Genomic DNA, 24,961 nt, shown 5'->3' on the forward strand with positions numbered 1-24,961 from the left:
ACTGATTAAAGAAAAGGAACCTACCTTGTTAAACTGGATGTTCACTCCTTCGTTACGGTTTTAAAATTACTTTAATACAATGATCATTTTTTTCATCAAATACGTCATATCCATACTTGGCTTCTGACAGAGGCAACTTGTGAGTAATAATATCGGTTGGATCAAACTCTTCGTTTTTTATTTTTTTATATAGTTCCGGCATAAAATGAATGACTGGAGCTTGTCCCATTTTTAATGTAATGTTTCTCGAAAAAAAATCCCCGAGCGGAAACATATTATAACGAGTTCCATATACTCCAAGAATGCTGACTGTCCCTCCTTTACGGACACATTGGCTCGCCAGCTGTATCGCCCCCATTGAACCACCTTGAAGCTTAAGAGTCGTCTCAACGGTTTCAACTGCTGTCTTTCTCCCGTCCATGCCAACACAATCGATAACAGCATCTGCGCCACCTTTCGTTATTTCCTTTAAATGAGTACCTAACTCATCATCTTTTCGAAAATCGAACACTTCGACATTGTTTGTCCGTTTTGCGTGGTCTAAACGATATTGGATGTAGTCAACAGCGATTACACGTTTCGCCCCTTTCATCCAAGCAAACTTTTGTGCGAGTAAACCGACTGGACCACATCCAAGGACAATGACAGTATCCCCCGGCTTCACTTCCGCCTGTTCAATCCCCCACCATGCAGTAGGAATAATATCTGAAAGAAAAAGGAGTTTCTCATCTTCCATCTCACTGTCTTCCGGTACGGCAAAAGGAACAAAGTTTCCATATGGAACTCGAAGCAATTCAGCTTGTCCTCCTTGATAACCACCAAATGTGTCGGAGTAGCCGAAAAAAGCACCCGATTGACCATTCGGGTTTGCATTGTCACATTGACTTTCGAGTTCGTTTTGACAATAAAAACATTGGCCACATGAAATATTAAACGGGACGATGACTCGGTCCCCTTTTTTCACCTTCGTTACTTCGGGACCGACTTCTTCGACAATTCCCATCGGCTCATGCCCGATAATATACCCTTTCGGAAAATTCGGTACCATCCCATGAACGAGATGTAAGTCTGAGCCGCAAATTGCCGTGCTTGTAACTCGAACTAACACATCATCCTTCTTTTCTAACGTCGCATTTGGGACTTCTTTCACTTCAACATCCTTTATTCCTTGATATGTAACTGCCTTCATATTCAGCTCTCCTTTTTATCCACTACAAGGACAATTTCAATACTAAGTTGCTATCTTTTTGTCCTTTTTATACGAAAAAGAAGATGTTACATTCATCGGATTAGTACTTTTAATTAATGTGACGATTAATTCAAAAAAAACACACCCATAGCTCCTCCTATTAAACCAGTAATAAGAGCAGCAAAAAAAGCTCGTCCGATCATCCGATAAAACCAAGTCCGGTTTTCTTCAAGCTGCTTTGACTTTTCTAACGCTTTCTCTGCGATTTCTTTATTTTTCATCATTTCTTCCTGCATTAATTGAAATTTCACTTCCCATTTATCTGTCTTATCTTCTAACCGGGACATTGTCGGTTCAATTGTATTTAAACACTTTTGAATCGATTGTACTGCCTTATAAATTTCTTTATGTGTTACAACGACCCCCTCTTGCTTGCGATCTTTCATTTCAACATCCCTCCCAACTATTTAAATCATGATTGAAATATAAAATCGACGCTATACTTACTAAAAATCCCCTTACTTACGAAGAACCTATTGAAAAAAGAGAGGTATGGTCAGCATACACCTCTCTTTTTATTCCATTACTTTTACCGGCCCTTTCAAGGAAACTCTTTTAGGCTACTATAAATGGAAGTTTTACCAATAGAGCATTTGAACCAATCCCTATCAATAATCATGATCACACTTGATCAGGGAGTAACTCCCATAAAGATGGATCTTCTTGCCCAATCGTCCACATTCCAATCCCGTTTATCCGGTAATCATAGGCAACAACATTAGCTAGTTTATTTATTGTTTCTGCATCTGGAAAATAAACAATACTGAAACCATCCTTATCACCTAAGTAAACTGTAGACAACCATACCCCGGTATCTTTCGTTTTCACTCGAATCGAATAATCACCAGGATCCAACAAATCAAAGTCTTTCGAATGTAAATAGTCCCAGTCCATTTGAATTGTACGAGACATACCATCATCCGGTTCTTCTCGTGTATCAGGTTCTTCACTCGCGTCTAATCGAAAGAAATCCCAATGCTCATCCCATAATACATTTGATCTTGGGATTCTTCCGATCATTTCAGTCGTACCATCAGGGAGTGTTATTTCCAATGCTTCTTGAGGATAAAACCAATACGAATCAGCACCTATAAGTAAATCTGTTGTCATGCTGACTGTTGATTTCATACCAAAAGACGTTGGATTTACGTCATTATGAATTTCGACATCGATGACTTTTGACGTTCCTAAAAAGCAAGCGACATGTTGATTTCGTACACGCATCCGAATCGTATAAAAGCTTCCTTGCGTAAGGTTTACTGAATAAGAATCAATTTGTGTTCCGTTTTGTACTAATTCAAGACGGTTATTCGTCGTATTAATTCTTAACCATAAATCACCAAAAACAACTCCAGCTGCACCAGCACTATTAAGCCTCACCCGACCTTGTACTGACAGGTCTGAAAAAGATTCATAATTAATCCTAAATTCCCCTGAACCGTTAATTTGTTTGTAAGGCCGACTTTCTGCACCATCATCAATATCATTACCGGAAACTTCCCAAGCTCCTGCTACCGTACGATATATATGGCTTGGTAGCGACCCAGCATTCCAATCGCGAAAATCATCATACCAGACATGGACATGCTCAGGGTCTCGACGCAACGTCTCTAAAGTGGCTTTAAAATGATTCTCATGCGGCCATGCCTCATCACGGTTTACATCGAGAAACTTTCTCGGGCGAACAGTATATTCCACTTCCCCACCGTAATATTCATCCCGAAACTCCTGACATACCCGAAAACCATAAAATTGTGTTCCATATTGACTGCCTTCTCCAAACAATTCAAAAGTATGAGTTCCATCTGATAATTGAAACGACCCTAACTTTAACCAGTGTGTCCGTCTATGGTAGGGGTACCACTGTTCTTTGTCCCCGACTATGAATTGCTCACCATCGACAGCAAGTTCTAACCGTTGTTGATCCCACCACGGAAAGTTAACTCTTACAGCAATATCATACCTTCCTTCTGGAACAGTAAATTCATACCTAGCATAACTTTCATTTTCAAATTCTCCTGGCTGCCTCGGAGAAATCATATTTGATTGTTCATATTCATCAATTGCCCCTGTTAATTCTACATAATCAGTTCCAGTTCTATTCACTTGTTGTCCGACAAACGCTGTTTTTTGTTGTTTTTGGAAACAAGTAACATAAGGTTTCCCATCATATGTTCCTTGGACCATCGGAGATTCTCTGTGATCCCGATCATCAGGGTTGAGATAATCATATACATGCAAATACATCAAATGGTGGAAATCTTGACTGTCATAATAGGAGGCAAAAGGAATATACTGTTGCGTTTCAGTACCTGTTCGATATTGATCTGTATGTGATAAATCGCCTAGCATCCAACGTAAGAATGGACTAAAACCACCTGCTGTCCCTCGCCGGTTCCCTAATGCATCGAGATTGCTAGGATAATCGTATATTTGCCAACGATGACCATATGCTGGTACTCCAGTGTAAAGCTGGTCACCATTAAATTCAGATGTTGCGTAATTTAGAACATTTCTCATCCATTGTACCGGGGTTGTCGAACCAGGAGCTGATCCTGCCCAAGCAAAGCCATATGTCATGATTTGTGCCGTATCACATAAATGAACCAACCTGCTGTAGTCACACCATTTTTCTGGACCAACCGTTTGATGCGGTCCAGTCATCGGTGGCAAATCAATATGAACATGTCGGTTGTTTTCCCTCGACTTAATTTGATTGTAGATTCGACTGAATAAAGAATAAATCTCATCTTCTAAATCATTAGGTCCATGCTCTAAATCAATGTCGATCCCATCGCACCATGGATATTCATCTAATATACGATGAATCTCTGAAATGAACCGGTTTTGTGCTTCATCATTTTCCAAGATAGCTCGAAAAATAGATTCAAAGCCATCATTTTTTACTGTAAGTAAACATGTTATATGCGGCCAAGATTCTGATACTAATTTTGCTCGCGTCATCGCATCATTGAGATGATCAATAGCTGGTGTAATATACCCTTGGGAATTTACATCAAAAAAGAATAGACCGATCATATTTACTTTTTGACCATATTGATGAATTCGGTCTAACATCGAAGCGCTCATCGGCCAAGTTAAGAACTGCCGATTTTTTGTTCGTAAATTAGTCAAAGACGTGCTCCCCCTTTCCCAAGTAACCATTGATCTGGTTCACATAACAGTACACCAGAGCCTGGCCGACCATTCGTCCCTTTTACTTGTACACGAAAAAAGCCAAAGCCTGCTGGAATTGTCTGAAACATCCCTTCATAATCAACATTTCCTTCCCCATTTATCATCACCTGTCTTTTTGAACTTTTAAATTCAAAAACGTCATTTTCCTTTAACGAATCTTGTAAATTGAATCTTCGCGTCTCATATTGATGCGAAAACATAAGACCGTTTTCTTGAACATCTTGAGTAGGATAAAAAGTGAAGTCCATTCCACCTGTCACTCGTTGTGAAAGCTCAGAAGACGTTTCATTCATTTTTCGGTTCGGAACGACGACTTCTTTATCACCTCGAATAATGACATTAAAATGTCTATTTTCTATCGGACTGCCATCTGCATCCCGCTCTCGTTTTAACATCTCATCATTTGCCGGGAGATATCCCGTACTAAAATGACCTGATTGAAACATTACATCAGTTATATAAACGGATCCTCTAAAATGATCCCCAACTAACTTCAACGTTACATCCTTAACATTTTTATCTGGAGACAGTTCAATTGACCCTACATATTTTGTAAATTTCATATTCCCTCACCCATCAAATGACCATTTTACTTCTGAAGGATGCCCTGTCCATATTGTAGGCGCAGATCCACCTTGTAACATAATATCGGTTATATTTAATCTCCCTTTCATATCATCCATTAAAACTGTTACTTTGATCGAAGATACTCTTTTGTTTTCCGTTTCTATAAGCTTATGAATTCTTGAAAAATGAACCATTTTGCCCCTCCTCATACGAGTGGAAGAAACTGCACATCGGTTGTGCCATCTTCGTATTCGACTTCTATTTCTACACCGATCTTCGCGTTATTTCCTGCTTCAATATTTTCTGTTGACGCTTGAAAACTAATCGTATAATCATCTCGATTCGCAGGATAAACTCGCTGAGATAAAGATTTAGATACATGAAAATCCCCATTAACTTTAAATGAGGCAGGTCCACTTACACCATGTTCATGATCGATTTCCCAGCCATTATTGACCCAGTACGCAAAGCCATCGTCCGCTCGACTATTTAACAAATAATTAAACACCATAAGGTTTAACAAATCTTGTCGTTCAACGGTTTCTTCTGTTTGAAGGTGGTTTGTTGTCGTAGATATATCTGCTAACAGATCACTAAGCCCTGGTTCTTTTTGCGATAATTCCAACGTTGTATTCCATGGTTCTAGTACGTCATATTCCATCCTCTTAATACGTGTTTTCACTTCAATTCCTAATTCCTTATTGTAAACACGTATAATATCACCTAATTGAAAGGATTCGTGAGATAATTCAGCCATTTTGGAAAAGTCTGCTGCTTTTATCAAATACGTCGACCGCGGAATCGAAAGTTGTTTTAATATTTCTTCCGCTTTCTCTTTTAAATGATAAGGATTATTAAATCGATCATCTTTAAACGATTTAACCCTGACTGTTTGGGTATATTGAAAGTTATCAATATATGGGACGCCATCATTGGCGTTTTCAATTGATATGCGGTTTTTTCCATACGGGTATAGCCTTGTCACTAAATCTTCTGTATTATAGACGGCTTCCATATGCTTCATGTTTTTCCCGTAAATGATCGCAACTCCTGAGTCCACTCCAACTTGTTCGACTAAGTGTACCTGATAATTCCGTGTATCAAACTCCAGTTCTCCACCCCATACTTCGGAGACCTCCCATAATCCCTCTAATCGATTTGAAAGTTTTGAGTCTAACTCTAAGTTGCGCGTCCTTGAAATTTCGACTCTCCCTACTTTCCACTCCGTTTGATCAAGCAAATCTTCCATTACTTGTTTCGGTTCAACATTGCTCCAGGAATTTATCTCTAATGGATCAGCATATTGTAAGTCATACCATGCTGCTTCGCAATAAACTTCTGTGACCGGGAAGCCATTTGTTGCATCATGTGTAACTTGTCGTATAATATATTCATTTTCTACTAGTTGAACTCGATTTTCGTTTTCGAGGTATTTATTTTTAGGGTCATTAAACGGAAGATGAAAAATTAGTGTATTCTCGCCGCCCGTACCAATTTCTCTCGTCGCAATAACTCCTTCCGCATTTTCCAACACAGCAATAGGCTCACGCTCTTGGCTTAAAATTACCGGTCTAGCTCCTGGCAACCGTTGAAAGTACGCTTTCGGTAAGCTTCTTGGAAACTGATTATATACACTTTGACTGAAGTTATTAAACTTTAACACTTCAAGATGATTCAATTTCCTCATTTATTTATCACTCCGATCTTCTTACCCACAATGCTGGTCGGGAACCTAGTGGCAACAGTTCGGCTCCATTTGGAAACTCAGGAGGTAACGCACCGTCATACGTTTGTTGTAATCGATAACCACAATAAGAACCACCGGCTAAATTACCTGCGATTGCCATCATTGAGTCACCACGGACACCGGTTAAACCTGGTCCGGAGCTATGAAACCTAGCTAACCAATACATGCCTCGCTCCAACGTGTAAGAAACATTGTTATGCTTTAAACCTGTTGATCCAGAGTCAACCTCCCCACCATCAACGATTAAGTCCCCTGGATAGCAATGACCATTATCTTCATAAATGCCTAAATAAATCTGCCCGGCATCTGCTGTTTGAACATTGACTGCTAATCGGTCATATGACTGAGTCTTTGGAACAAAAAACGGCATGACATCGATAGCATTTGCTGCTGCTAGTAAGCCCGAACCTTCTCCACGATGAACGATATCCCCCATTAATCCATGAGAAATATATTCACCAATGACACTAGGAGGTAATAGCGTATCTAACGAATTCATCGACTCGATATCTTCTAACAGAGAGGACTCATTCAACACATAATCAACATCAGCACTTATCTCGTCAGATGGACTTTGTTGTTCAAGGAACACGACAGCCCCGTATGCGGGAAAAACTTGAAACTCATTAGATGAGACTTCTTCACCATTTCGATAAATGATTGGTGCTGGTTCATTCAGCCAATTTCGAATATTCGCTTCATAAATTCTGTAACGAAATGAGGGATCTTCTTGATCCCTCACAGGTTCTAATGGTATGCCAGTGATCGATGCGGTCTTCATATTAAGCACTTCTTCAATTTTGTTCACTGCTTGTTGTACTCCGTTTAAATGAGCAGATAAAATATCTTCACTTTGTAATGTTGGAAATGGTGTTTTTGCCATTTATATTCACTCCTTTATAACCAACGACTTCGGCATAGAATTTTCACTTCGGTCATAGACGCATTACCGCTCTCAAGTATTTCAACTGTATTAACCCCCGGAATTGTAATCGGGAAATCGAGTGTCGTAAGGTCATTTAAAGCACTGACCTGACCATTTTCATAAGTTAAACGGTATGCCGTCATTAAGTTTGAATCAATCATTAATGTTTCCCCTTCATTTAAAGCTCCTGTAAACTCAACAGTTTCATTATTTATAGATATAGAGATCGTTCCACCTTCGTTTGATCCGCTAATTTCAAATAACGGGTAAGACTTTGCTGTTCCTTGCCTCACAAAATCATAACTTCCAGGCTGATTGTAGGTGAAAACATCATCATCAACGGCATACCAAAAAGGATCTGGACAGAAAAACTCAATAACTCCTTGGCCATGGGAGACTATTTCATCGATTTCTGATTCCCCAGATAAAATCGCATTAATCCATTTGTCACTTTCATCATCAAAAATTAATGGACCTGGCTCATCACTATCTAAATGATAAGCAAGGTCCCTTAGTTTCTCGCGAATGGATTTGTCACTTTCACTATTAACGATCACTTCCACAGGAATGACTCTCGACTCACGATCTCTTCTGTTAAAAATGACCCCGGATCTCCCTGGAATCTTTAACGTTTCCAAGGTTTGAGGTGCTAAAATTGACCTTGTAATCCTTTGAACAAATAGGTCATCCCCAAAATGAATGTCTTTATATTTAAACATTAAAATGCACCCCTAGCTTTTAAGCTTCCATTGTGTCTTCTTCTCATATTTTTATCAATGTATGGTGATACAACTTTTGCTATTTCTCGCCCATCTAACTCAACAGGAACAATAACTTGGACTGGTTCGCTGCTTTGACTCCCATTCCCCATTTGATCAGCAATGCCGTTTGCAATACTCCTTAACACTTTTTCGGATAATGGTATGACTGCTTCATCATGTCTCCCTTCTCCAATAATCGCAGCTACTGGGTTGCGTGCTTGTAAATACCCACCTTTCGCTAGCATCGGAAGTTGCGGGATTTGAGGGAGCCCGATAGAGAATCCACCTACTTGGCCCACTAACGGTATATTAACAGAAGGAACATTGATTTTTATCCGGTTAATCGCACGAATGAAACTGTTAATCCCGCCGATGACTCCGTTAATCGCACCACGTATCGTATCTTGTATTCCTCTCCATGTGTTTGTTACATTTCCTGTAATACTTGACCAAATAGTAGAAAGCGTATCACGAACCCGTCCGAAGACATTAAGCACCCTCGAAGAAATACTATCCCAAAGGCCAAACACGAAGTTTCTCGCACTTCCCCAAGCTTCACGAATTCGGTTTGTTATAGCACTCCAAATGTTTGAGAGAGAATTACGAATGGCGTTAAACACTTGACTTGCTTTTCCAGTGATCCCATTCCAAATGCTGGTTAAAAATTGTGTGATCCCATTCCAAATACTCATAATCGTTTCCATAATGGAATCCCAATTCCGTCTTAAAAGAGAGACGATTAAACCGATTCCACCTGTAAAAATCCCTAAAATCAATTCCCAATTTTCACTAAAAAAGTCTTTAATGTACGTCCAAACGGTCGTTATGACTTCGGTAATCGATGCCCATATAGAAGTAAAAAATTCTTTTATAGATTCAAATATTACGGTCGCTTTTTCTTTCAACCATTCCCACGATTCAGCAAGCCATTGTGAGACCTCGTCCCAGTTTTGCCATAGTAGAACAATAATAGCGATTAAACCGGTAATTAAAGCAATTTTCCATACGAGTGGATTTGCAAGGAGTACGGCAGAAAAGTTTTTCACTGCTAAAATCGCTTTATTAATTACTGCTATAGCTCCTACTAGCTTTTCATCGAATTCATGGAGCAAACTGATGACACTTCCAATTTCTTTTAACCAGGATGCGATGTCAGTGATTGAAAAAGAGTCATCATTTAAACATTCTTTCAATTTTTGACAAGCCTCATCAATATCATGAAAGGTTTCTTTTGAAATCTCTTTTACAGTTTCAAAAGGTTTTGACATGTCTTCAACTACTTTAGATAGACTCCCAATTGCGCTTTCAGCAGCTTGCGCTGCCTCGTCAATCGCTTCAAATGTAGAAGAAAATTCCCCGAGTAAAGTTTGGGCTTGGTCAAGTCCATCTATTGATACCTCTATTACTTTTGACATTTTACTCACCTCCTAAGTATTCATATCGCACCGAATAATCCATTTGTTCTTTAAAAATCGCCTTCCCTCCTATCTCAATTAAAGTGATCCTTCATTATTAATTGGCATTCGTATGACGAACAAGATGATATCCACGTGAAACAATTTATCATTTCAACTGATATCAATCATAAATTTTGGTAAAATATTGATAGAGGATTTTCACTAATACGACCATTTCCACTATTCTTGGTGAAGCTGTGTTCATAGACTGTTCATTAAATGTATAAGAAACCAAATAAAAAACGTTTGGAAAAAATGAAAATTCGACCTTGCTAGAAATGTAGATGATTAAAATTTAAAAATGATTGTATGTACGAGAATGAGAGTTTATAAAAGGTTGGGGTATAGATGAGCTTTTTTAATGTAAAGAAGGACTGGGAGAAACTGAAAAAAGACTTGAAACAAGCATCTAAAGAAACGAAAGAGGGTTCTAGCAGAATAAACGAGGAAAGAGATTGGTATAAAAACTATTGGGAGGCTTGCCCCCGCTGTGGCTCTGAAAGTGTGGAAACATATAGAGTTATAAAAAGACATAAAACGTTACTCTTTTTTAGTTTACTAACACTCATTTCAGGCGTTGTGACTGGATTCATCTTTGGAATCATACTCGGTAGCATCGGCCCTATTTTGGTCATATACAAATTAGTTAAATATATGGATAAAAAACTGCTCTGCCGAAATTGTAAAAACGTATGGGATAAGAAAGAACTTGAGTCCACTCATAAAGTTGATTCATAGTTGGTAGAGTGAGATGGATATATATAAAGGGAAAGATTCACTAATAGAAAAATGCTCGTATCTTCCTATAAGTAAAATCTACTAAATTGTTTCTCAATAAATTCGTGTAGGATATCTGTTTATCAATTCACGTTTATTTATTCTATCGCTTTGTTCTATATCTTCCCAAGTGTAGTTTAAAACGTCATTTTTATCGATGGCCTCTCATAAATAAAATGAAAAAAGCCGTAACCCTTTGGATTACGACTTCGACCCTTCTATATTTTTTTATCTCGTATGCAATGCATAGCTGCCAGGATTATTCGTTATAAAATTAATATGAACATACTCTCCAAATGTTTCTACTGCTTGACCATTTGGTCTCATATATCCCCAGCATCGAACATAGTTCAGGTTTGTTGTATTTATTGAATTCGATCGTGTAAACCCTTGATCCCCATTGATAATAATTCGGTGATCAGCGTCTAACCATCTCGTTGTCTCCCATGAAGTACCTTGAACATTTAATGGTTTTGCCATACTCGTCGACCTTCTCAACCCATAGTGAGAACCACTTCCATATGCATAACCGCTACCATATACTAACCGATTAAAACGAGGAAGGACATAAATTCTGTCACCGTTACTATTTACCGTTTCAATATCATTTGGTGGGTAAGAACTTCTATTACTTAAAATAAAGTTATCTGTCCACGATGAGTTAGAATAATCACGATAAATAAAGCGATGTAAATAAGGAGCCCCTCCTCCTTCACTATACGGCCATACTTCACCTGTGAAAAATAGAAGCTGACCATTGTATACCCTCGCTGAAATTCCGATATTGTCTGAGTTATTTCCACCGTTCCTGTGTCGGTAAACAAATGCAAGTGCCATATCGATTTACTCCCTTCATAACATTACGGTTTACTTTGAAACTTTCCGCGACTCTTTTTTCTGTTTTTCGCAAGCTCTCGTTCTTGTTTCTCCATTTGTTCATTGTGATTAATAATTAAAACATCCTGCTGAAGCGGACTCATTTTGGCTACTTCAGAAGGCTGTATCCCGATTTCTTTTACTAAAAAATAAAAGTTCCGCCCCTTAGTTGTTTGTGCGAAACTGTTTCACCTTTTCTTCAGGTGTATGAATTCCTGATATATTCATTACTTGCTGTCCAACTAAAGAAATCCATTCATTTTTCCACTCATCGACAATCGTTTTTTCTGTCCAACCCTTTTCGACGGTCCCTAATGCTGCTGCTTTTAATAGTGCCTTCTTCTTGTAACGAACGAGCATCGAAGTATCAACGCTTATTTCTTGTTTATCTTTACTTCGGCCGTCCCCTTTTACCGTAATCCCTTTTGAAAGTAGAGCTTCAATTTCTTCAGATTCTGTATATGATAAAGGGTGGATTAAAATTTTGTAAACTTGTCCATTAGCATTAACTTCAACTTCTTCGTGATAAGCAGTTCCTGTAAGCATTCCTGGTTTTAATTGTTCTGACATCATGTATTCCTCCTTAGTTGTATGATTCAATATCATTTGTCACTTTAATCATGACCGGACCGTCTCCATCCCCGTTAACTAATGCCCGAGCTGTTGCAGTTTGTTCAATTCGTTCACGCCCTCCAACAGGTTGAGTCATGCCCGTGTAGACTAATTTAGGCAATGTGATTTCAATATCTGATCCAATATAAATTGTCGCCCCGAAATCTTCTAATGATTGTGATGGCCCATCACTACTTCCCCAAAAACGTTCTAATTCATCTAGATTTTCAAAACCTAAAGATAGCTCAAGGTCGACAACTAAACCGCCACGGTAACCTCGCTTCGGAAATCTTGAGCCCGGTCCGATCGCTGATTCAACATCAGCTCCAGTTTCTATATTTAAACTGAACGATTCCACTTTCGCTGTTTCATTTGTTGAGTTCAGCTCCATTTCCACTTGATGAGCAGCAAAAATATTCCCTTCTGTAAAAGTTACTGGTTGATCAAGGCTGTCTTTTGAATCTTTAGCTCCTGCCACACCGACAGTCATTTGAACCCATTCATTCTCTGCTTCAATGTTTAATGAAGTAGCAACACAGCCATGAAAAACATGTTCCATAATGTCCTTTCCGATTCGAGCTGTAAACGACTTCATTAATGGGTCTTGTGCAGGTTTAATTGTATGTGTATAAGGTGCTTCGTCACCGGATGTTTCAACACTTCCTAATGCCCATTTAAAAAACCATGGTGAAACTTTATGATCTAAAGGAACTGTTAATTCCCCTCCAATTGAATAAGGGCCTGGGGCAGCAACCCGATCAATGCCTGACATACCTTCATAAATTAATTTGTCTTCGCCTTCCGGATCCAGTTCTGCTGATTCTGGATCAATAAACTCACGTGCCTCTACTTTCACACCATAATCTTGTTCTTCTGCAATACCTAAATATCTAGTAATTCCCATACTTTATTATTCCTCCCTTATGACTTTATAAGTTAATTGAATAGCAGACCAATAAATATCATTCGTATCTCCCACGCTATATGCAGGGTGAACGAGGCTCGGAACGACATCCATAACCGTTCCATTTAACGTTCGGTCATCCATCATCAAATCATAAACTTTAGCAGCAAGCTCCTGTGACTCATCTAAACCTTCTTCTGGAGTTTCAGATTGTACCATTGCTACAAAATCATACGAAAAATCATGATCGGTTTTATGCCCCCCACGTTTTTCAGGAATATAAGGGGATGGAACAACCCAAACAGCTGGTGTTTCAAGATCATTGATCCGATACCTTTCACCGTAAATAATTGTTTGTACCTCTTCTAAAGCTTGACCATCTTCTATTGAACTCTCCAACTTATGAAGAATAGCAGATTTTAAATCTCGCCTTTCATCTAAAAAACTCTTTCTACTAATACTCATAGCAAATCTTCCTCACTAAATACGTTATTCAATCGCTCATTTAACCGACTATCCTCCCGGTAGATGAGAGGATACTTAACATTTTGCACACGCTCTTTATACTGTTCGTAAATAGCAAAAATGTAAGAAGCATCGACTTCAAAAGATAATATAGAAGAATATGGGTATATGTTTTTGCTGTTATACATAACAAATTGATAACCATCATCTGTTACGGCAACCCATTCAGAGGCAGGTTTTCTATTAAAACTGTGATGAAGAGCCTCCCCTGGTAATCTCCCAAAAACAAGTTCGTAATTTCTACTTAACGTCTCTTTTATTTTTTTTATATCGATCGTCATATTTGATTCCTCTCTTCTGCTAAAATAAATTTAACATCGAGCATTCATTCCTTTCCTTCAATAAAATAGATAAAATCAAATTCAACCACCTCCCACCTACGTTAAATTTCTTTTCACTTATAAATGGCATTCGTATGACAACAGAACGAATATTTTCATGAAAGACTATATTGGAATCTTTTTAACAACATCGCTACTCATTGTTGAACAGTACTCTTCACTACATTTAATCAATCCCAATTACCTTTGAATGAAAAGGTTAATCGTCTTATTAATCGATCAATTATCATCAAACCCCCTACCATAAAATTTTCACCTTGACTATGACACTAATGTCAGCGTTTACAATATGGTTGACATACACTTATCAAAGGAGGACATTATGAGTCATAAAAACAAGATTCAACGTGAAACAGAACCCCGTCCAGCTGTAACTGTAATAGGTCTCGGTCTAATGGGTCATTCGCTTGCCCACGCATTTTTAAAGGCAGGACATCCAACTACTATTTGGAACCGGTCAACAAAAAAGGGGGATGACCTTGTTAAAGAGGGAGCAGTCCGTGCAAAGGCAGTTAAAGAAGCGGTATCATCGTCCACCTTACTCGTCACTTGTGTCTCAACCTATGAAGTTTTATTTGAGCTTCTTGATCCCGTAAGTAAGAACCTTTCTGGTCGCATCATCATCAACCTTACATCAGGAACACCTGATGATGCTCGAAAAATGGAAAAATGGAAAAATGGGCAGCAGAACACGATATTGAATATATAGACGGAGCGATTATGACTGTACCTCCAATGATCGGTTCGGATGAAGCTCTTATCTTTTATGGAGGTCAACAAGCAATCTTTGAAAAACTCGAACCGATATTGAAGTTATTAGGCGGAAACACCGTATATCTTAGTCCCGATCCTGGCGTCCCAATGTTATATGACCTTGCATTACTCACAATGCTCTATGGTGTACAACAAAGCTGGCTTCACGCTCATGCTATGGTAAGCACAGCAGGAATCTCTTCTAAGGAGTTTCAGCCATTCGTAGAAGAATGGTTCAAAAATGTAATCCTACCTGGATATTCGACTTCTGAAGCGGGACTTATGCTTGACGAAGCTAACTACAAAACAGAGGTTTCCAATCTCCATACAAACATGCTAGCACTCGAGCATATCATCAAGGCTAGCAAAGAATTATCCATTCCTACTGACTGGATGACCCCATTGAAGAGTAGCTATGATCACTTAGTCGCTAAAGGATACGGAACGGATAGTCCGGAACGTGCTTTCGAGTTAATGAAAAACCATAAAAAAAATAGCTACGTGTAAAAAATATTGAAAGGGTCCCGTTTCAACAAGGAAACGGGACCCTTTCAATATTACCCAATAGTGATCAATGGTTATGATAAACGTGTAGATACGTTAAATAGGTGTTCGAGCAGCAGGGCACTGGTTCGAAACCAGTATGTCTTTTCTTTCCTTCTTTCGGTCGATTTGTTTTTCTAACCTTTCTTTTACAACAGAAAGTGCATTTATTCTCTTATTGATTTCAGCCAACTTGTCTTCATATACATCAAACACTTCATCGCAAAGGTCTTCAATTTCGTATTGAGGGTAAGTGTTCATACAATTCAAAAATTCCTCGATTTGGTCAGTAGTTAGACCTAATCCTAAGTAGATTTGGATCGTTTTAATTCGTTCAATTGCAGATTCATCAAACTGTCGATAACCATTATCAAGACGAGAAGCTGTAATTAAATTTTTCTTCTCATAATGCCGGATGGATCGGACACTGACACCTGTTTTTTTAGATAATTCACCTATCTTCATCTAATGACCTCCTTATTGTCACCAAATGTTACAAAAGTCAGAAAACGGACTTTTAGGCTATTCCATAATTTGATTTCTAACTTAACATGAAATAAAAAAAGATTACTCCCGTTTTTTGAAGAATAAAGGCTTCCAAATAAATCAAGTTTCTTTTATTAAATGTTATGTTATTTTCGATACTAGTACAACTTTCTGATATCAGCTCCTCTTTATATCTAAAATATTTATCATTCGCATTCGTATGACAACAGGACGATGATTTTCATGAAAGGTTTTTTACAATCTTTTTTTCAGCACGATTAATCGTTGTTTGTACGGTACTCTTCGCGACATTTAATAAACTTGCAATCTCTCCATACGACAATCCGCTGCCTCTTGACATTAAATACATTTCTCTCTCTCTTTTTGTTAAAACAAATAATGCGTCTTCAATCCGTTCACTGTCTCTCTCCGAAACATGAAACTCCAATTGACAATCAGGGTTAGAGATATATGTTTGAATCAAAACCGGATCGATCGGTCTTTCCCTTTGATAAGATGCTAATCGTTCAACTCCTCTACGACTCCCTGGCATCCGCCCACTTTTTAACCACTCCAATGCGAAGTTCAGATCACTGACCATATTTGCTAAAATCCTTTGATCATCTTGTCCAGCTTTTGCTTTTATTTTTTCCACCTGTTTCAATGAGTCATGATACTCTTCAATTAGTGATTTCATTTTTACCCCCTCACTGATTAACAAAACTTTGCTTGTCGCCAAATCTTAATGGCGAACCTTAGCTGCCGTTAAACTATTGTCGATAAGCTTTATAAATTCTTTTAGTAAAATAAATAGACACCGAACCAAGCTTTGAACTTAGTCAGTGCCTAATTATTCGAATAAAATCTAGGTCCAATATAATCTTGGTTATTATTTAGTAGATTTTTTCTTCTATTATCGCTTTCTACTATTAGGTGGCATTGGTATGACAATATATAACTTTTATTCATTTAATTTCCAATACTATTGTTGTAGATTTAATTAAATTAAAACGTTATGTATATAAGAAAAAGACTAAGTCATCATAGCCTTTGAACCGATTTTCGATTTATTAATTGGCTCATTTCAAGTTGACCATTATTTAATTTAATACTATAATGAAGTATTGATCGACATAATAATTACATAGATGTTTTACTACACACTCTCTACCTACTCCTCAAGAATTTTCACTCTTGGGGTTTTTCTATAAACCCTGTCTCTTTTTTCTGAAAATAATATCTTTAATAAAGATCAAACAATAAAAATAATACCGAGGTGTTGAAAAATGGATGAACGAGTAAGACAAAAGCTAATTCGTTATTATGATCATTCTGATTTGACAGACGATGTCATTACTTTATACGAAAAAGGATGGAGTATTTTAGAATTAGCACAATCAAAACAATGCAAATTGCAAGAGGTCATCGATATATTAGAAATGAATTCGATCTCTATTGATTCAGACGAGCGAAAAATGGCCGAGCAATATTTAGACCTCGAAAAACAAACCGAACAATACCAATAATCAACTACAGCTTTTCTACGTTTCATTCTCTCTAAATTTGAACAACTTCTTTATAACCTTGCCAATTAAAAAGTGTTCTTAACTGAAGCTATACATTAGCAGCTTCAGTTTCTTAACACCACAAAACCGAACATCTGTTCTCATTATATACGAACTAACGTTCGATTATCAAGTTCTTTTATGAAGATTAGGAATAAGTCCTATAAGGGAATACGCCTGTTATCACATTCCCCGCTATTACTCCTTCCTAAAATCATCTTTACTTCCGATCATATTTTACGAACAGCGATATACATTAATAGTTTTTATCCATTTTTTATGACACAATAGGTAAGTAAAGGAGGAATGCTTGATGAACGAATCTGTCATTCAATATTTAACAGAACACCGCGAACGACTTTTAGAAAAATTAGAAGAGTTTTTAGCGATCCCAAGTGTTAGTACAGATAGTAAGAACAAAGAAGATGTGTTGAGTGCCGGTAAATTTGTCGCTAATTATTTGAATGAAATTGGCTTCAACTCTGTTGAGTTAAAAGAAACGGAAGGTCACCCAGTCGTTTATGGGGAGTGGCTTGAGGCTGAAGGAGCTCCGACTGCACTTTTCTACGGTCACTATGATGTACAGCCTGCTGACCCTTATGAATTATGGGACAGTGAACCTTTTCAACCCGAAATACGTGAAGACAGAATTTTTGCCCGAGGTGCAAGCGATGATAAAGGGCAAGTGTTCATGCATTTAGCCGTATTTGAAGCGTATATGAAAACTGAAGGAAAGCTGCCGATTAATGTGAAAGTATGTATTGAAGGGGAAGAGGAAATTGGCAGTGAGCACCTTTATCCTCTTTTAAGGGAAAATAAAGAGCTGTTCGAAGCGGATTTTGCCCTTATTTCAGATTCAGGTATGGTTGAAAAAGGACAACCGACCATGCTCTATGGTCTAAAAGGATTTACTGGACTTGAAGTAACTGTTGAAGGGCCGAACCGTGATCTCCACTCTGGGTTATACGGGGGCGCAGTCAAAAACCCTCTAATGGCGCTCTCCCATATTCTTTCTAAGCTTAAAAATGAGGAAGAACAAGTATTAGTTCCTGGTTTTTATAACAATGTCGAAGAGCTCTCGGAAGAAGAACGTAAACTGATGAATGAATCACCTGGTGAAAACTTCCAGGAAACAATCGGTATTCCAGAAACAACACCAGAAAAAGGGTTCACTGTAAATGAACACTTAATGGCTCGGCCAACATTGGAAGTTAACGGGATGTATGGCGGGTATCAAGGCGAAGGTACCAAAACGATTATTCCGTCATCTGCTACTGCAAAAATTACATGTCGTCTCGTTCCAGGACAGAATCCAAATGAAGTACAGCAAATGATTACTGACTATATTCAAGAAATAGCTCCAACTGGTGTGAACGTAAAGATACATAAAGAACCTCTATCAGCAAAAGCCTATAAAGTCGATCCAAATCACCCATTAATTACAAAAGCTGGTGAACGTTTAACTGAAGCTTTTGATAAAAAGACTGTGTTTGTTCGTCTTGGCGGATCGATCCCAGTTGTTGAATCAATTGATCATTTATTCAACATTCCAGTCGTATTGATTGGTTTCGGTACTCCTGAAGATAACTTGCACGCACCGAACGAAAGTTTTCCGCTAGACCATTTTGACCGTGGGATGGAAATGCTCGCAAAATACTATTATGACGTCGCCGACATCAAATAATTGTGAGAAGCTGTTCTATATTAGACAGCTTCTTTCTCCTAGAAAAACGATACTTGGGTATGCTTTTATTAAAGGCATTTTTATGTAAAAGGAGGCTTCATGATGACGAAAGAAAAAGCATGCAGAGGTTCAAAAGTTATAAAAACAGGTAGAGTGTTCCCTCAAGATACGAACAACCACAACACATTATTTGGTGGAAAATTAATGCGCGATATTGATGATGTAGCATCGATTTCAGCATCAAGGCATTGCCGTACCGAATGTGTGACAGCTTCAACAGACTCTGTCGACTTTCTTCACCCAATTCGACCAACAGATTCGGTTTGTCTGGAATCTTATGTCACATCAAACGGTACAAGCTCAATGGAAGTGTTTGTGAAAGTCATAGCGGAAGACCTTTTAACTGGAGATCGTAAAGTTGCGGCAACGAGTTTTTTAACATTTGTCGCACTTGATGAGAATGGCAAGCCAACAACAGTTCCTAATGTTAAGCCTGAAACAGAAGAAGAAATGTATTTACATAGGACTGCTCCCGAGCGAGTGAAAATGAGGAAAGACCGGCGAACACAAAGTAAAAAATTAGCTACATTCCTTTCAGAGCTGAAGCCGTGGGATGAAGAATAATGTGAAAACGGGAGTGGACACATTGAGGTCCACTCCTGGTTTGACGCAACTTCCCTCTGGTTTGACGCAACTTCCCTCTGGTTTGACGCAACTTCCCTCTGGCTTGACGCAACTTCCCTCTGGTTTGACGCAACTTCCCTCTGGTTTGACGCAACTTCCCTCTGGCTTGACGAAACTTCTCTCTGGCTTGACGCAACTTCCCTCTGGCTTGACGCAACTTCTCTCTGGTTTGACGAAACTTCCCTCTGTTCTCTATTCCGATCTGATCACATAAAGTAAGCAAATACGATGATGGTAAAAAATATCACGCTGTTTGCAATTTCTACAATTCCAATATGGATTGGACGTTTCAACAGTTTCTTTGGAATCAAAACGGTTTTACATAAACAGATTAAAAAAACAGTCACTGCTGCATACCAATTTAAAACATATGCTGCAATAACAATTGTTATATGGTAACCGTGTGAAAAACGATGGAATACTTTATTCTTTTTCTCGCGTATTAACGACTTAACATGAAATACACTTGCTGTAAAAAATAATACGGTAATCATAAAATATGTAAGAGCTTCACCACTTAGTGTATTGCCATTTAATATATAAGGAACGAAAAGCAAAATAGATAGAGCAACGATCGCAATAAAATCATTTATGAACAATCTTTCCCGTTTCGTTTTAGCAAAGAAAATGTTACATACAAATAAAAGCATGATAATGAGACCAACATAGATAATTTCCCATTTGAAAAATAAAAAAGGTAAGATAAAGATAGCCCCTATACCAACATAGACGAAAAAAGATGGCCAAACATCACTATTTTTAGGATTTCTAATATATGTGAGAAGCGGAGCTTGGGCAAAGTACATCGAGAATACACCTATAAAAAAGAGAAGGTGGATCCACCCTATACCACTAATGGCTGCGCCTAACCAATAAGGGACGATTAACATTGCCCATGCCCCATGTTCTTTCGGAATATACCACTTCATTTTTTCACCACCAAACGTCATTTACACATTTATCATAGCGTAATATGAAACAATTCTATGTGATGAGAATCACAATTTATATAATGTGTGATGTTTTATACATCAGAATCTGAAAAAAGGTGATATGCTATTTTTGAATATGGGAGGGATTTCATTGCTAAAAACATATATATCCTATAATGTTCAGGAAAATTTGGAAGAGTACTTAAAAGATTTAGGCTTCATCTATAAAAATGAGAAATATACGTTAAGCCTTGCTAAAGGAACGAGAAAGTCGTTAACCATTCAACATGAAGAATATTTAAAAAGGATGACACTATCATTTCCAGAAAATGTGACGATGGAGGATTGTCACAAAATACATGTCATGATTCGTCAGTTTGTAAAGGATTTAGATGCGGCTGTTGATGATACGCAAGCCCATTTAGGCTATGATGAGGCAGAAAACAAAGTATATATATACGACCGCTTTCAATCTTGGGCAGCGTATATTAGTAAAGCAAAACATCGTTCTCTTGAAGGGCAACGTGTCACGGTTTTTCATGGTAATGAGGAACTTGGACACGGTATTCTATTAACGTATGAAGAAGTGAAAAGTGATGATCCATCTCTCTTAAATAAAGGAACGATCTCTTGTACACTTTTGACGAGTTCAGGAGAACAGTCCTTTTTCGGAGAAGATCTCCACCTAGAGCCAATTGTATAAAAGGGAAGACGTAAATCTATTCCTTGAACAAATCGTTAAGAGGATTCTCAAAAGGTTCATACAACCGTTTGCGAATCCTTCTATATTGTACATATTTCTACTGGACAATCACCGCAGTGTAGATAATCCTTTAGGAATTGAATGTTTTTGATGATGATGTAACCACCTTTCATCGTTAAAATATTTTCCTTTTTTAAATCATTTAACATTCGATTTACACTTTCTCGAGTAGTCCCAATATAATTAGCAATGTCTTGATTTGTTAATTTTACTTTTATGAAAATGTCGCCATTTTTTTCTTCACCATAAGAGTTACTAAATCGAATAAGAGTAGAATAGAAAGCGCCTTTTTTACCACACAATATTAAATCGCGAAACTTCGCTTGCGTCGATTGTGTATGCCTAGCAAACCACTTCATAAATGCGACGGCAATTTCACCGTGCTCACTAAAGAGTGCTTCTAATACTTGTATGTCAAAACGGACAAGTGTTGCCTTTTCAATGACTTCAGCCGTAACACTAATCGCCATCTCATTAAATAACCCTACTTCTCCAACGAGTTCATCTTTTTGTTTTAAATGGATCGAAAATTCCTTCCCATCAACTGTCATTTTACTTAGACGAACCTTTCCAGAGCGGACTAAATAGACGTGCTTAGGAAATTCACCTTCATGAAAGAGGAATGATCCACTTTTTACATTTATCTCTAATCCATAAATAAGTAAGAGTTTTTGGTTTTCTTCTGATAGCTCATTAAAGAACCTTTTCATCTGTAGTTGCTTCTTTTCCATACGAACACCTACTTTCTATATAATCTCTTTAACTACCTTCATATTACCATTATTTTCAGCTTTTTAACTGAAACATTTACGACGATTATTTGAATTTATCGTCAGAGCGTTGTATTAGAGCGTGTTCAAAAAGGAGGACAGGCGACGTAGTTTAAGTCTCAGTGCGTATGGTGTCAATAGGTGAGTAACTTAGGGACGAGTCAACGCAAAGATACGCAATCTATTTTTCCCAGACTTATTGAACATCCTCTACAAACAATAAATAAAAAAAAGATGACACTTTTAAAGCACCACCTTTTTGTTTATAAACTTACTTGGAAAACTGTTTAACGAACACTGCACTAGGCTTCTTTTTATCGTAGTTTACTTTATTGATCATAAGACATATTAATGAAAAGATGCCCAACAAAATAATCCCGATCACATAACTTCCTGTAGCATCCTTTAGTCCCCCCATTAATAAAGGCGGAAAGAAGCCTCCTAAACCTCCAAATGCACCAACAACTCCAGTCACTGCACCCGTTTCATTCGGAAACAATTCCGGCACAAGTTTGAACACTGCACCATTTCCTGCACCCGTGACTAGTGCAATCAATAAACAAGCGACCGTCATCACATAGATATTCGTTAACCCTACAGACATGAGAAAAGCTCCGAAAGCAATGAAAAGGAAAACATAGGTTAATACTTTTCCCGCGCCAATTCGATCACCTAAAATCCCACCGATTGGTCGTGCTAGTGTTGCTAATACGACAAATCCACCGGCTCGCATCCCTGCATCTACTGCTGTTAAGTCAAATAAGTCCATCAATAAAGTCGGTAAATAAATTCCGAAAGCGACAAATGCACCAAACGTTACGAAATAAAGTATTGATAACAACCAGCTGTCTTTATGCTTTAAAACAGAAAGTGCGCCCACTATCGTTTTATCTGGTCCTTTTTTAGGCGTTTCCGGTGTTCCAAACCACACAAACGCTGCCATGATTAGGACGGGAATCGTTAAAACCCAAAACCCCCACTGTAAGCCTAAAAATGCTGTTAGTGTCGGAATCGTAAAGCCTGCAATCGCGGTGCCGATATTCCCCATTCCGTTAATGCCAAGTGCCGTACCTTGTTTTTCAGGAGATGTCCACTTTGAAACAAACGTTATAGAAATAGCAAACGACGTGCCTGCTAAACCGATAAAAAATCCCCAAAATAAAAGCTCATAATATGAATTTGCAAAACCAGCTCCTATTAATGGGATGGTTAGAAAAAGTAATAGTGCTGTAAATGTTTTTCTACCACCATATCGATCTGTTAATATTCCAAATGGAATCCGCATGATCGAACCTAGTAAAACCGGAACTGCAACAAGAATACTTTTTTGAGTTGCAGTGAGTCCATAGATGACTTCAAACTCATTTGCAAGCGGAGAGAATACCGCCCAAATTGTAAATGACAGTGCCATCCCAAATGTTGCAATGATTAAGATCCTTTGATTCATCGTACTTGCTTTTGGCATACATACTCCCCCTTATCTATTTTTCTGCTCTAACGATACGATCAGTCTTGTATGAGAACGTCCAGTTAATCATGACTGTTGTACTCTACTTTTCGCCATCGAAGATAAGTTAAGAACGCGATTAATGCTCCAACAATACCAACCCCTGAATAAATCAAAACTTGATCATACTCTCTACCGAGATATGCTACAACTGTCCATTGCAGCATGACAACATTTAAGGCGATCGTCAGAATAAAGATGACCCAACACGTTTTTTTACCCATGGCGATATTGCCTCCCTATTGCGTAAACCTTCCCTCGGTCCACTTCTATTTCAATTAGTGGCAATTCTCGCTGTGGTGGACCCGCAACTGGATGACCATTATTGACATCGAAGTATCCTTTGTGACATGGACAAAGAAGTGTGTCATTTTCTTTTTCGTAGAAGACGGGGCACATAAGATGTGTGCATGCTGAATTATAAGCAACGAGCTTACCTTTAGGTGTGTGAATTAATAGTGCTGGATCATCCTCTGTCGGATAATAAAACGTCGTAGATTCCCCTTCAGGTAGCTCATCAAGATCAATGATTTCGACTCTTTCATAACCTGGCTCTGTTAAACCAATGATCGCTTTAACACTAAAAGGCACGGTTGAAAGTCCTAGAGCTATAGATGCGCCGACAGCAGATTTTAAAAAAGCACGACGGTTATATTGCAAATCATCTTGTTGATCAATGTTCGCCGTTAAATTGACCATATCACTCTTTGAATGTTTCGCTTTCATTTCTTTTGGGCATCGTTTAGACATCGTTACTTACTCCCCTTTCTATCAATGATCGATTTTCAATCAATCAGAATATACACCAAAAAACTCCGGTACATATTTCCATTTATCATTTTCAGAAGGTTTTTTCCCTTCAATTAAGTTCATCTGTGTTCTGCGGCGGCGTAAATCCATCATTTCCTCATGATCAATAAACCGGATTGCATCACTTGGACATACTGATGCACACATTGGGGCGATGTCATGCTTTGTTCTGTCATAACACATATCACATTTGTACATTTTGTTTTCTTCAAAATCGAATTTTGGTATGCCAAATGGACATCCAAATGTACAGTTCCGACAGCCGATACATTTTTCTTCCATTGCTGATAAAACAACGCCATCATCCGTTATTTGAATTGCATTTGCAGGACATACACGAGCACACGCAGGATCTTTACATTGCATACAAAGCATCGGATAGGTTTGTCTGCTTTCCTTGAAATCAATATATTCTACATAATTCCGCTCTTTACTATCGTGACCACCGCATTCTCGACAAGCAGCTTGGCAGGCACGACACCCTATACAGCGTTCGAATTCTAGATACATGACTTTTTTCATTGT

The 24,961-nt window shown here is 38.2% G+C and carries 29 protein-coding genes; 7 read left to right on the forward strand and 22 right to left on the reverse strand.

Translation table 11 applies throughout. The features are described 5' to 3' along the window. Window positions 1-52 precede the first annotated feature (52 nt). The 9 genes from CD001_RS24210 to CD001_RS24250 form a co-directional block, all read right to left on the reverse strand. Entirely contained in the window at window positions 53-1,189 is a 1,137-nt protein-coding gene (locus CD001_RS24210; RefSeq protein ID WP_096190132.1) for a zinc-dependent alcohol dehydrogenase, read from the reverse strand. A gap of 125 nt (window positions 1,190-1,314) precedes the next feature. Continuing rightward, the gene (locus CD001_RS24215) at window positions 1,315-1,635 is read right to left on the reverse strand and encodes a hypothetical protein (RefSeq protein ID WP_096190133.1); all 321 of its coding nucleotides are present in this window, start codon (window positions 1,633-1,635) and stop codon (window positions 1,315-1,317) included. A gap of 235 nt (window positions 1,636-1,870) precedes the next feature. After that, window positions 1,871-4,384, reverse strand: coding sequence for a glycosyl hydrolase family 18 protein (locus CD001_RS24220; protein ID WP_218839267.1), 2,514 nt, complete (start codon window positions 4,382-4,384; stop codon window positions 1,871-1,873). Continuing rightward, entirely contained in the window at window positions 4,381-5,010 is a 630-nt protein-coding gene (locus CD001_RS24225; protein WP_096190135.1) for a hypothetical protein, read from the reverse strand. Before CD001_RS24225 ends, CD001_RS24220 begins: the two co-directional genes overlap by 4 nt. A 6-nt stretch (window positions 5,011-5,016) precedes the next feature. Further along, window positions 5,017-5,208, reverse strand: a complete 192-nt coding sequence (locus CD001_RS24230; protein ID WP_096190136.1) for a hypothetical protein — start codon at window positions 5,206-5,208, stop codon at window positions 5,017-5,019. An 11-nt stretch (window positions 5,209-5,219) separates the two neighbouring features. After that, window positions 5,220-6,701, reverse strand: coding sequence for a phage tail spike protein (locus CD001_RS24235; protein ID WP_096190137.1), 1,482 nt, complete (start codon window positions 6,699-6,701; stop codon window positions 5,220-5,222). A gap of 7 nt (window positions 6,702-6,708) precedes the next feature. Next, the gene (locus tag CD001_RS24240; protein ID WP_096190138.1) at window positions 6,709-7,644 is read right to left on the reverse strand and encodes a hypothetical protein; all 936 of its coding nucleotides are present in this window, start codon (window positions 7,642-7,644) and stop codon (window positions 6,709-6,711) included. Window positions 7,645-7,658: 14 nt separating this feature from the next. Beyond that, a complete protein-coding gene (locus CD001_RS24245) occupies window positions 7,659-8,405 on the reverse strand; it encodes a distal tail protein Dit (RefSeq protein ID WP_096190139.1) in 747 nt (248 codons plus the stop codon). Then, entirely contained in the window at window positions 8,405-9,862 is a 1,458-nt protein-coding gene (locus CD001_RS24250; protein ID WP_096190140.1) for a phage tail protein, read from the reverse strand. The genes CD001_RS24245 and CD001_RS24250 overlap by 1 nt, the downstream gene beginning before the upstream one ends. A gap of 390 nt (window positions 9,863-10,252) precedes the next feature. Between CD001_RS24250 and CD001_RS24255 the strand changes: the two genes are divergently transcribed. After that, the gene (locus tag CD001_RS24255; protein WP_096190141.1) at window positions 10,253-10,642 is read left to right on the forward strand and encodes a hypothetical protein; all 390 of its coding nucleotides are present in this window, start codon (window positions 10,253-10,255) and stop codon (window positions 10,640-10,642) included. 267 nt (window positions 10,643-10,909) lie between these two features. On the opposite strand, the gene CD001_RS24260 is transcribed toward CD001_RS24255, so the two are convergent. From CD001_RS24260 to CD001_RS24280, 5 genes are all read right to left on the reverse strand, one after another. Then, window positions 10,910-11,518, reverse strand: coding sequence for a hypothetical protein (locus tag CD001_RS24260; protein WP_096190142.1), 609 nt, complete (start codon window positions 11,516-11,518; stop codon window positions 10,910-10,912). Window positions 11,519-11,722: 204 nt separating this feature from the next. Beyond that, window positions 11,723-12,130, reverse strand: coding sequence for a hypothetical protein (locus CD001_RS24265; protein WP_218839268.1), 408 nt, complete (start codon window positions 12,128-12,130; stop codon window positions 11,723-11,725). A gap of 10 nt (window positions 12,131-12,140) precedes the next feature. Continuing rightward, on the reverse strand, window positions 12,141-13,073 hold the full coding sequence (locus CD001_RS24270; protein WP_096190144.1) for a phage tail tube protein: 933 nt from the start codon (window positions 13,071-13,073) through the stop codon (window positions 12,141-12,143). Between the two features lie 6 nt (window positions 13,074-13,079). After that, window positions 13,080-13,538, reverse strand: a complete 459-nt coding sequence (locus CD001_RS24275) for a hypothetical protein (RefSeq protein ID WP_096190145.1) — start codon at window positions 13,536-13,538, stop codon at window positions 13,080-13,082. After that, entirely contained in the window at window positions 13,535-13,879 is a 345-nt protein-coding gene (locus tag CD001_RS24280) for a hypothetical protein (RefSeq protein WP_096190146.1), read from the reverse strand. Before CD001_RS24280 ends, CD001_RS24275 begins: the two co-directional genes overlap by 4 nt. A 382-nt stretch (window positions 13,880-14,261) precedes the next feature. Here CD001_RS24280 and CD001_RS27095 point away from each other — a divergent pair, with 382 nt between their 5' ends. Both CD001_RS27095 and CD001_RS27100 read left to right on the forward strand, forming a co-directional pair. Next, complete coding sequence (locus tag CD001_RS27095) at window positions 14,262-14,648, forward strand: NAD(P)-binding domain-containing protein (RefSeq protein ID WP_257009927.1); 387 nt, start codon at window positions 14,262-14,264, stop codon at window positions 14,646-14,648. Further along, window positions 14,609-15,199 (forward strand): imine reductase family protein, encoded by a 591-nt coding sequence (locus CD001_RS27100; protein WP_257009928.1) that lies wholly within the window; start codon window positions 14,609-14,611, stop codon window positions 15,197-15,199. Before CD001_RS27095 ends, CD001_RS27100 begins: the two co-directional genes overlap by 40 nt. Before the next feature lie 93 nt (window positions 15,200-15,292). Here CD001_RS27100 and CD001_RS24290 read toward each other — a convergent pair whose 3' ends face one another. Both CD001_RS24290 and CD001_RS24295 read right to left on the reverse strand, forming a co-directional pair. Further along, window positions 15,293-15,700, reverse strand: coding sequence for a MerR family transcriptional regulator (locus CD001_RS24290; protein ID WP_096190147.1), 408 nt, complete (start codon window positions 15,698-15,700; stop codon window positions 15,293-15,295). Window positions 15,701-15,962: 262 nt separating this feature from the next. Further along, a complete protein-coding gene (locus tag CD001_RS24295) occupies window positions 15,963-16,418 on the reverse strand; it encodes a sigma-70 family RNA polymerase sigma factor (RefSeq protein ID WP_096190148.1) in 456 nt (151 codons plus the stop codon). A 589-nt stretch (window positions 16,419-17,007) separates the two neighbouring features. Between CD001_RS24295 and CD001_RS24300 the strand changes: the two genes are divergently transcribed. The 3 genes from CD001_RS24300 to CD001_RS24310 all read left to right on the forward strand — a co-directional run bounded on the left by CD001_RS24300 (window position 17,008) and on the right by CD001_RS24310 (window position 19,594). After that, entirely contained in the window at window positions 17,008-17,247 is a 240-nt protein-coding gene (locus CD001_RS24300; protein WP_096190149.1) for a hypothetical protein, read from the forward strand. Between the two features lie 352 nt (window positions 17,248-17,599). Beyond that, the gene (locus CD001_RS24305) at window positions 17,600-18,970 is read left to right on the forward strand and encodes a dipeptidase (protein ID WP_096190150.1); all 1,371 of its coding nucleotides are present in this window, start codon (window positions 17,600-17,602) and stop codon (window positions 18,968-18,970) included. Window positions 18,971-19,069: 99 nt separating this feature from the next. After that, window positions 19,070-19,594, forward strand: coding sequence for an acyl-CoA thioesterase (locus CD001_RS24310; RefSeq protein ID WP_096190151.1), 525 nt, complete (start codon window positions 19,070-19,072; stop codon window positions 19,592-19,594). A 266-nt stretch (window positions 19,595-19,860) separates the two neighbouring features. Here the strand turns inward: CD001_RS24310 and CD001_RS24315 are convergent, their stop codons facing one another. Beyond that, window positions 19,861-20,583: a YwiC-like family protein gene (locus CD001_RS24315; protein WP_179298889.1), complete on the reverse strand. Its 723-nt coding sequence runs from the start codon at window positions 20,581-20,583 to the stop codon at window positions 19,861-19,863. A gap of 154 nt (window positions 20,584-20,737) precedes the next feature. Between CD001_RS24315 and CD001_RS24320 the strand changes: the two genes are divergently transcribed. Beyond that, the gene (locus CD001_RS24320) at window positions 20,738-21,289 is read left to right on the forward strand and encodes a hypothetical protein (RefSeq protein ID WP_096190153.1); all 552 of its coding nucleotides are present in this window, start codon (window positions 20,738-20,740) and stop codon (window positions 21,287-21,289) included. An 80-nt stretch (window positions 21,290-21,369) separates the two neighbouring features. Here CD001_RS24320 and CD001_RS24325 read toward each other — a convergent pair whose 3' ends face one another. From CD001_RS24325 to CD001_RS24345, 5 genes are all read right to left on the reverse strand, one after another. After that, the gene (locus tag CD001_RS24325) at window positions 21,370-22,080 is read right to left on the reverse strand and encodes a Crp/Fnr family transcriptional regulator (RefSeq protein WP_096190154.1); all 711 of its coding nucleotides are present in this window, start codon (window positions 22,078-22,080) and stop codon (window positions 21,370-21,372) included. A gap of 310 nt (window positions 22,081-22,390) precedes the next feature. Further along, entirely contained in the window at window positions 22,391-23,584 is a 1,194-nt protein-coding gene (locus CD001_RS24330; RefSeq protein WP_407081125.1) for an MFS transporter, read from the reverse strand. A 65-nt stretch (window positions 23,585-23,649) separates the two neighbouring features. Further along, window positions 23,650-23,850 (reverse strand): hypothetical protein, encoded by a 201-nt coding sequence (locus CD001_RS24335; RefSeq protein WP_096190155.1) that lies wholly within the window; start codon window positions 23,848-23,850, stop codon window positions 23,650-23,652. Beyond that, entirely contained in the window at window positions 23,843-24,376 is a 534-nt protein-coding gene (locus CD001_RS24340) for a QcrA and Rieske domain-containing protein (protein ID WP_096190156.1), read from the reverse strand. The genes CD001_RS24335 and CD001_RS24340 overlap by 8 nt, the downstream gene beginning before the upstream one ends. Window positions 24,377-24,415: 39 nt before the next feature. Beyond that, a complete protein-coding gene (locus CD001_RS24345; RefSeq protein ID WP_096190157.1) occupies window positions 24,416-24,958 on the reverse strand; it encodes a 4Fe-4S dicluster domain-containing protein in 543 nt (180 codons plus the stop codon). Window positions 24,959-24,961: the final 3 nt, after the last annotated feature.

Source organism: Evansella halocellulosilytica, from assembly GCF_002335745.1.
GTDB lineage: Bacteria > Bacillota > Bacilli > Bacillales > Salisediminibacteriaceae > Bacillus_CA > Bacillus_CA halocellulosilytica.

Coding starts and splice junctions, on each gene's coding strand:
- CD001_RS24290 (WP_096190147.1), bottom strand. CDS start 15,700: ATGAAGATAGGTGAATTATCTAAAAAAACAGGTGTCAGTGTCCGATCC.
- CD001_RS24310 (WP_096190151.1), top strand. CDS start 19,070: ATGATGACGAAAGAAAAAGCATGCAGAGGTTCAAAAGTTATAAAAACA.
- CD001_RS24305 (WP_096190150.1), top strand. CDS start 17,600: ATGAACGAATCTGTCATTCAATATTTAACAGAACACCGCGAACGACTT.
- CD001_RS24215 (WP_096190133.1), bottom strand. CDS start 1,635: ATGAAAGATCGCAAGCAAGAGGGGGTCGTTGTAACACATAAAGAAATT.
- CD001_RS24250 (WP_096190140.1), bottom strand. CDS start 9,862: ATGTCAAAAGTAATAGAGGTATCAATAGATGGACTTGACCAAGCCCAA.
- CD001_RS24245 (WP_096190139.1), bottom strand. CDS start 8,405: ATGTTTAAATATAAAGACATTCATTTTGGGGATGACCTATTTGTTCAA.
- CD001_RS24280 (WP_096190146.1), bottom strand. CDS start 13,879: ATGACGATCGATATAAAAAAAATAAAAGAGACGTTAAGTAGAAATTAC.
- CD001_RS24240 (WP_096190138.1), bottom strand. CDS start 7,644: ATGGCAAAAACACCATTTCCAACATTACAAAGTGAAGATATTTTATCT.
- CD001_RS24330 (WP_407081125.1), bottom strand. CDS start 23,584: ATGCCAAAAGCAAGTACGATGAATCAAAGGATCTTAATCATTGCAACA.
- CD001_RS24230 (WP_096190136.1), bottom strand. CDS start 5,208: ATGGTTCATTTTTCAAGAATTCATAAGCTTATAGAAACGGAAAACAAA.
- CD001_RS24275 (WP_096190145.1), bottom strand. CDS start 13,538: ATGAGTATTAGTAGAAAGAGTTTTTTAGATGAAAGGCGAGATTTAAAA.
- CD001_RS24265 (WP_218839268.1), bottom strand. CDS start 12,130: ATGATGTCAGAACAATTAAAACCAGGAATGCTTACAGGAACTGCTTAT.
- CD001_RS24345 (WP_096190157.1), bottom strand. CDS start 24,958: ATGAAAAAAGTCATGTATCTAGAATTCGAACGCTGTATAGGGTGTCGT.
- CD001_RS24260 (WP_096190142.1), bottom strand. CDS start 11,518: ATGGCACTTGCATTTGTTTACCGACACAGGAACGGTGGAAATAACTCA.
- CD001_RS24270 (WP_096190144.1), bottom strand. CDS start 13,073: ATGGGAATTACTAGATATTTAGGTATTGCAGAAGAACAAGATTATGGT.
- CD001_RS24300 (WP_096190149.1), top strand. CDS start 17,008: ATGGATGAACGAGTAAGACAAAAGCTAATTCGTTATTATGATCATTCT.
- CD001_RS24210 (WP_096190132.1), bottom strand. CDS start 1,189: ATGAAGGCAGTTACATATCAAGGAATAAAGGATGTTGAAGTGAAAGAA.
- CD001_RS24315 (WP_179298889.1), bottom strand. CDS start 20,583: ATGAAGTGGTATATTCCGAAAGAACATGGGGCATGGGCAATGTTAATC.
- CD001_RS27095 (WP_257009927.1), top strand. CDS start 14,262: ATGAGTCATAAAAACAAGATTCAACGTGAAACAGAACCCCGTCCAGCT.
- CD001_RS24225 (WP_096190135.1), bottom strand. CDS start 5,010: ATGAAATTTACAAAATATGTAGGGTCAATTGAACTGTCTCCAGATAAA.
- CD001_RS24335 (WP_096190155.1), bottom strand. CDS start 23,850: ATGGGTAAAAAAACGTGTTGGGTCATCTTTATTCTGACGATCGCCTTA.
- CD001_RS24340 (WP_096190156.1), bottom strand. CDS start 24,376: ATGTCTAAACGATGCCCAAAAGAAATGAAAGCGAAACATTCAAAGAGT.
- CD001_RS24255 (WP_096190141.1), top strand. CDS start 10,253: ATGAGCTTTTTTAATGTAAAGAAGGACTGGGAGAAACTGAAAAAAGAC.
- CD001_RS24235 (WP_096190137.1), bottom strand. CDS start 6,701: ATGAGGAAATTGAATCATCTTGAAGTGTTAAAGTTTAATAACTTCAGT.
- CD001_RS24325 (WP_096190154.1), bottom strand. CDS start 22,080: ATGGAAAAGAAGCAACTACAGATGAAAAGGTTCTTTAATGAGCTATCA.
- CD001_RS24295 (WP_096190148.1), bottom strand. CDS start 16,418: ATGAAATCACTAATTGAAGAGTATCATGACTCATTGAAACAGGTGGAA.
- CD001_RS27100 (WP_257009928.1), top strand. CDS start 14,609: ATGGAAAAATGGGCAGCAGAACACGATATTGAATATATAGACGGAGCG.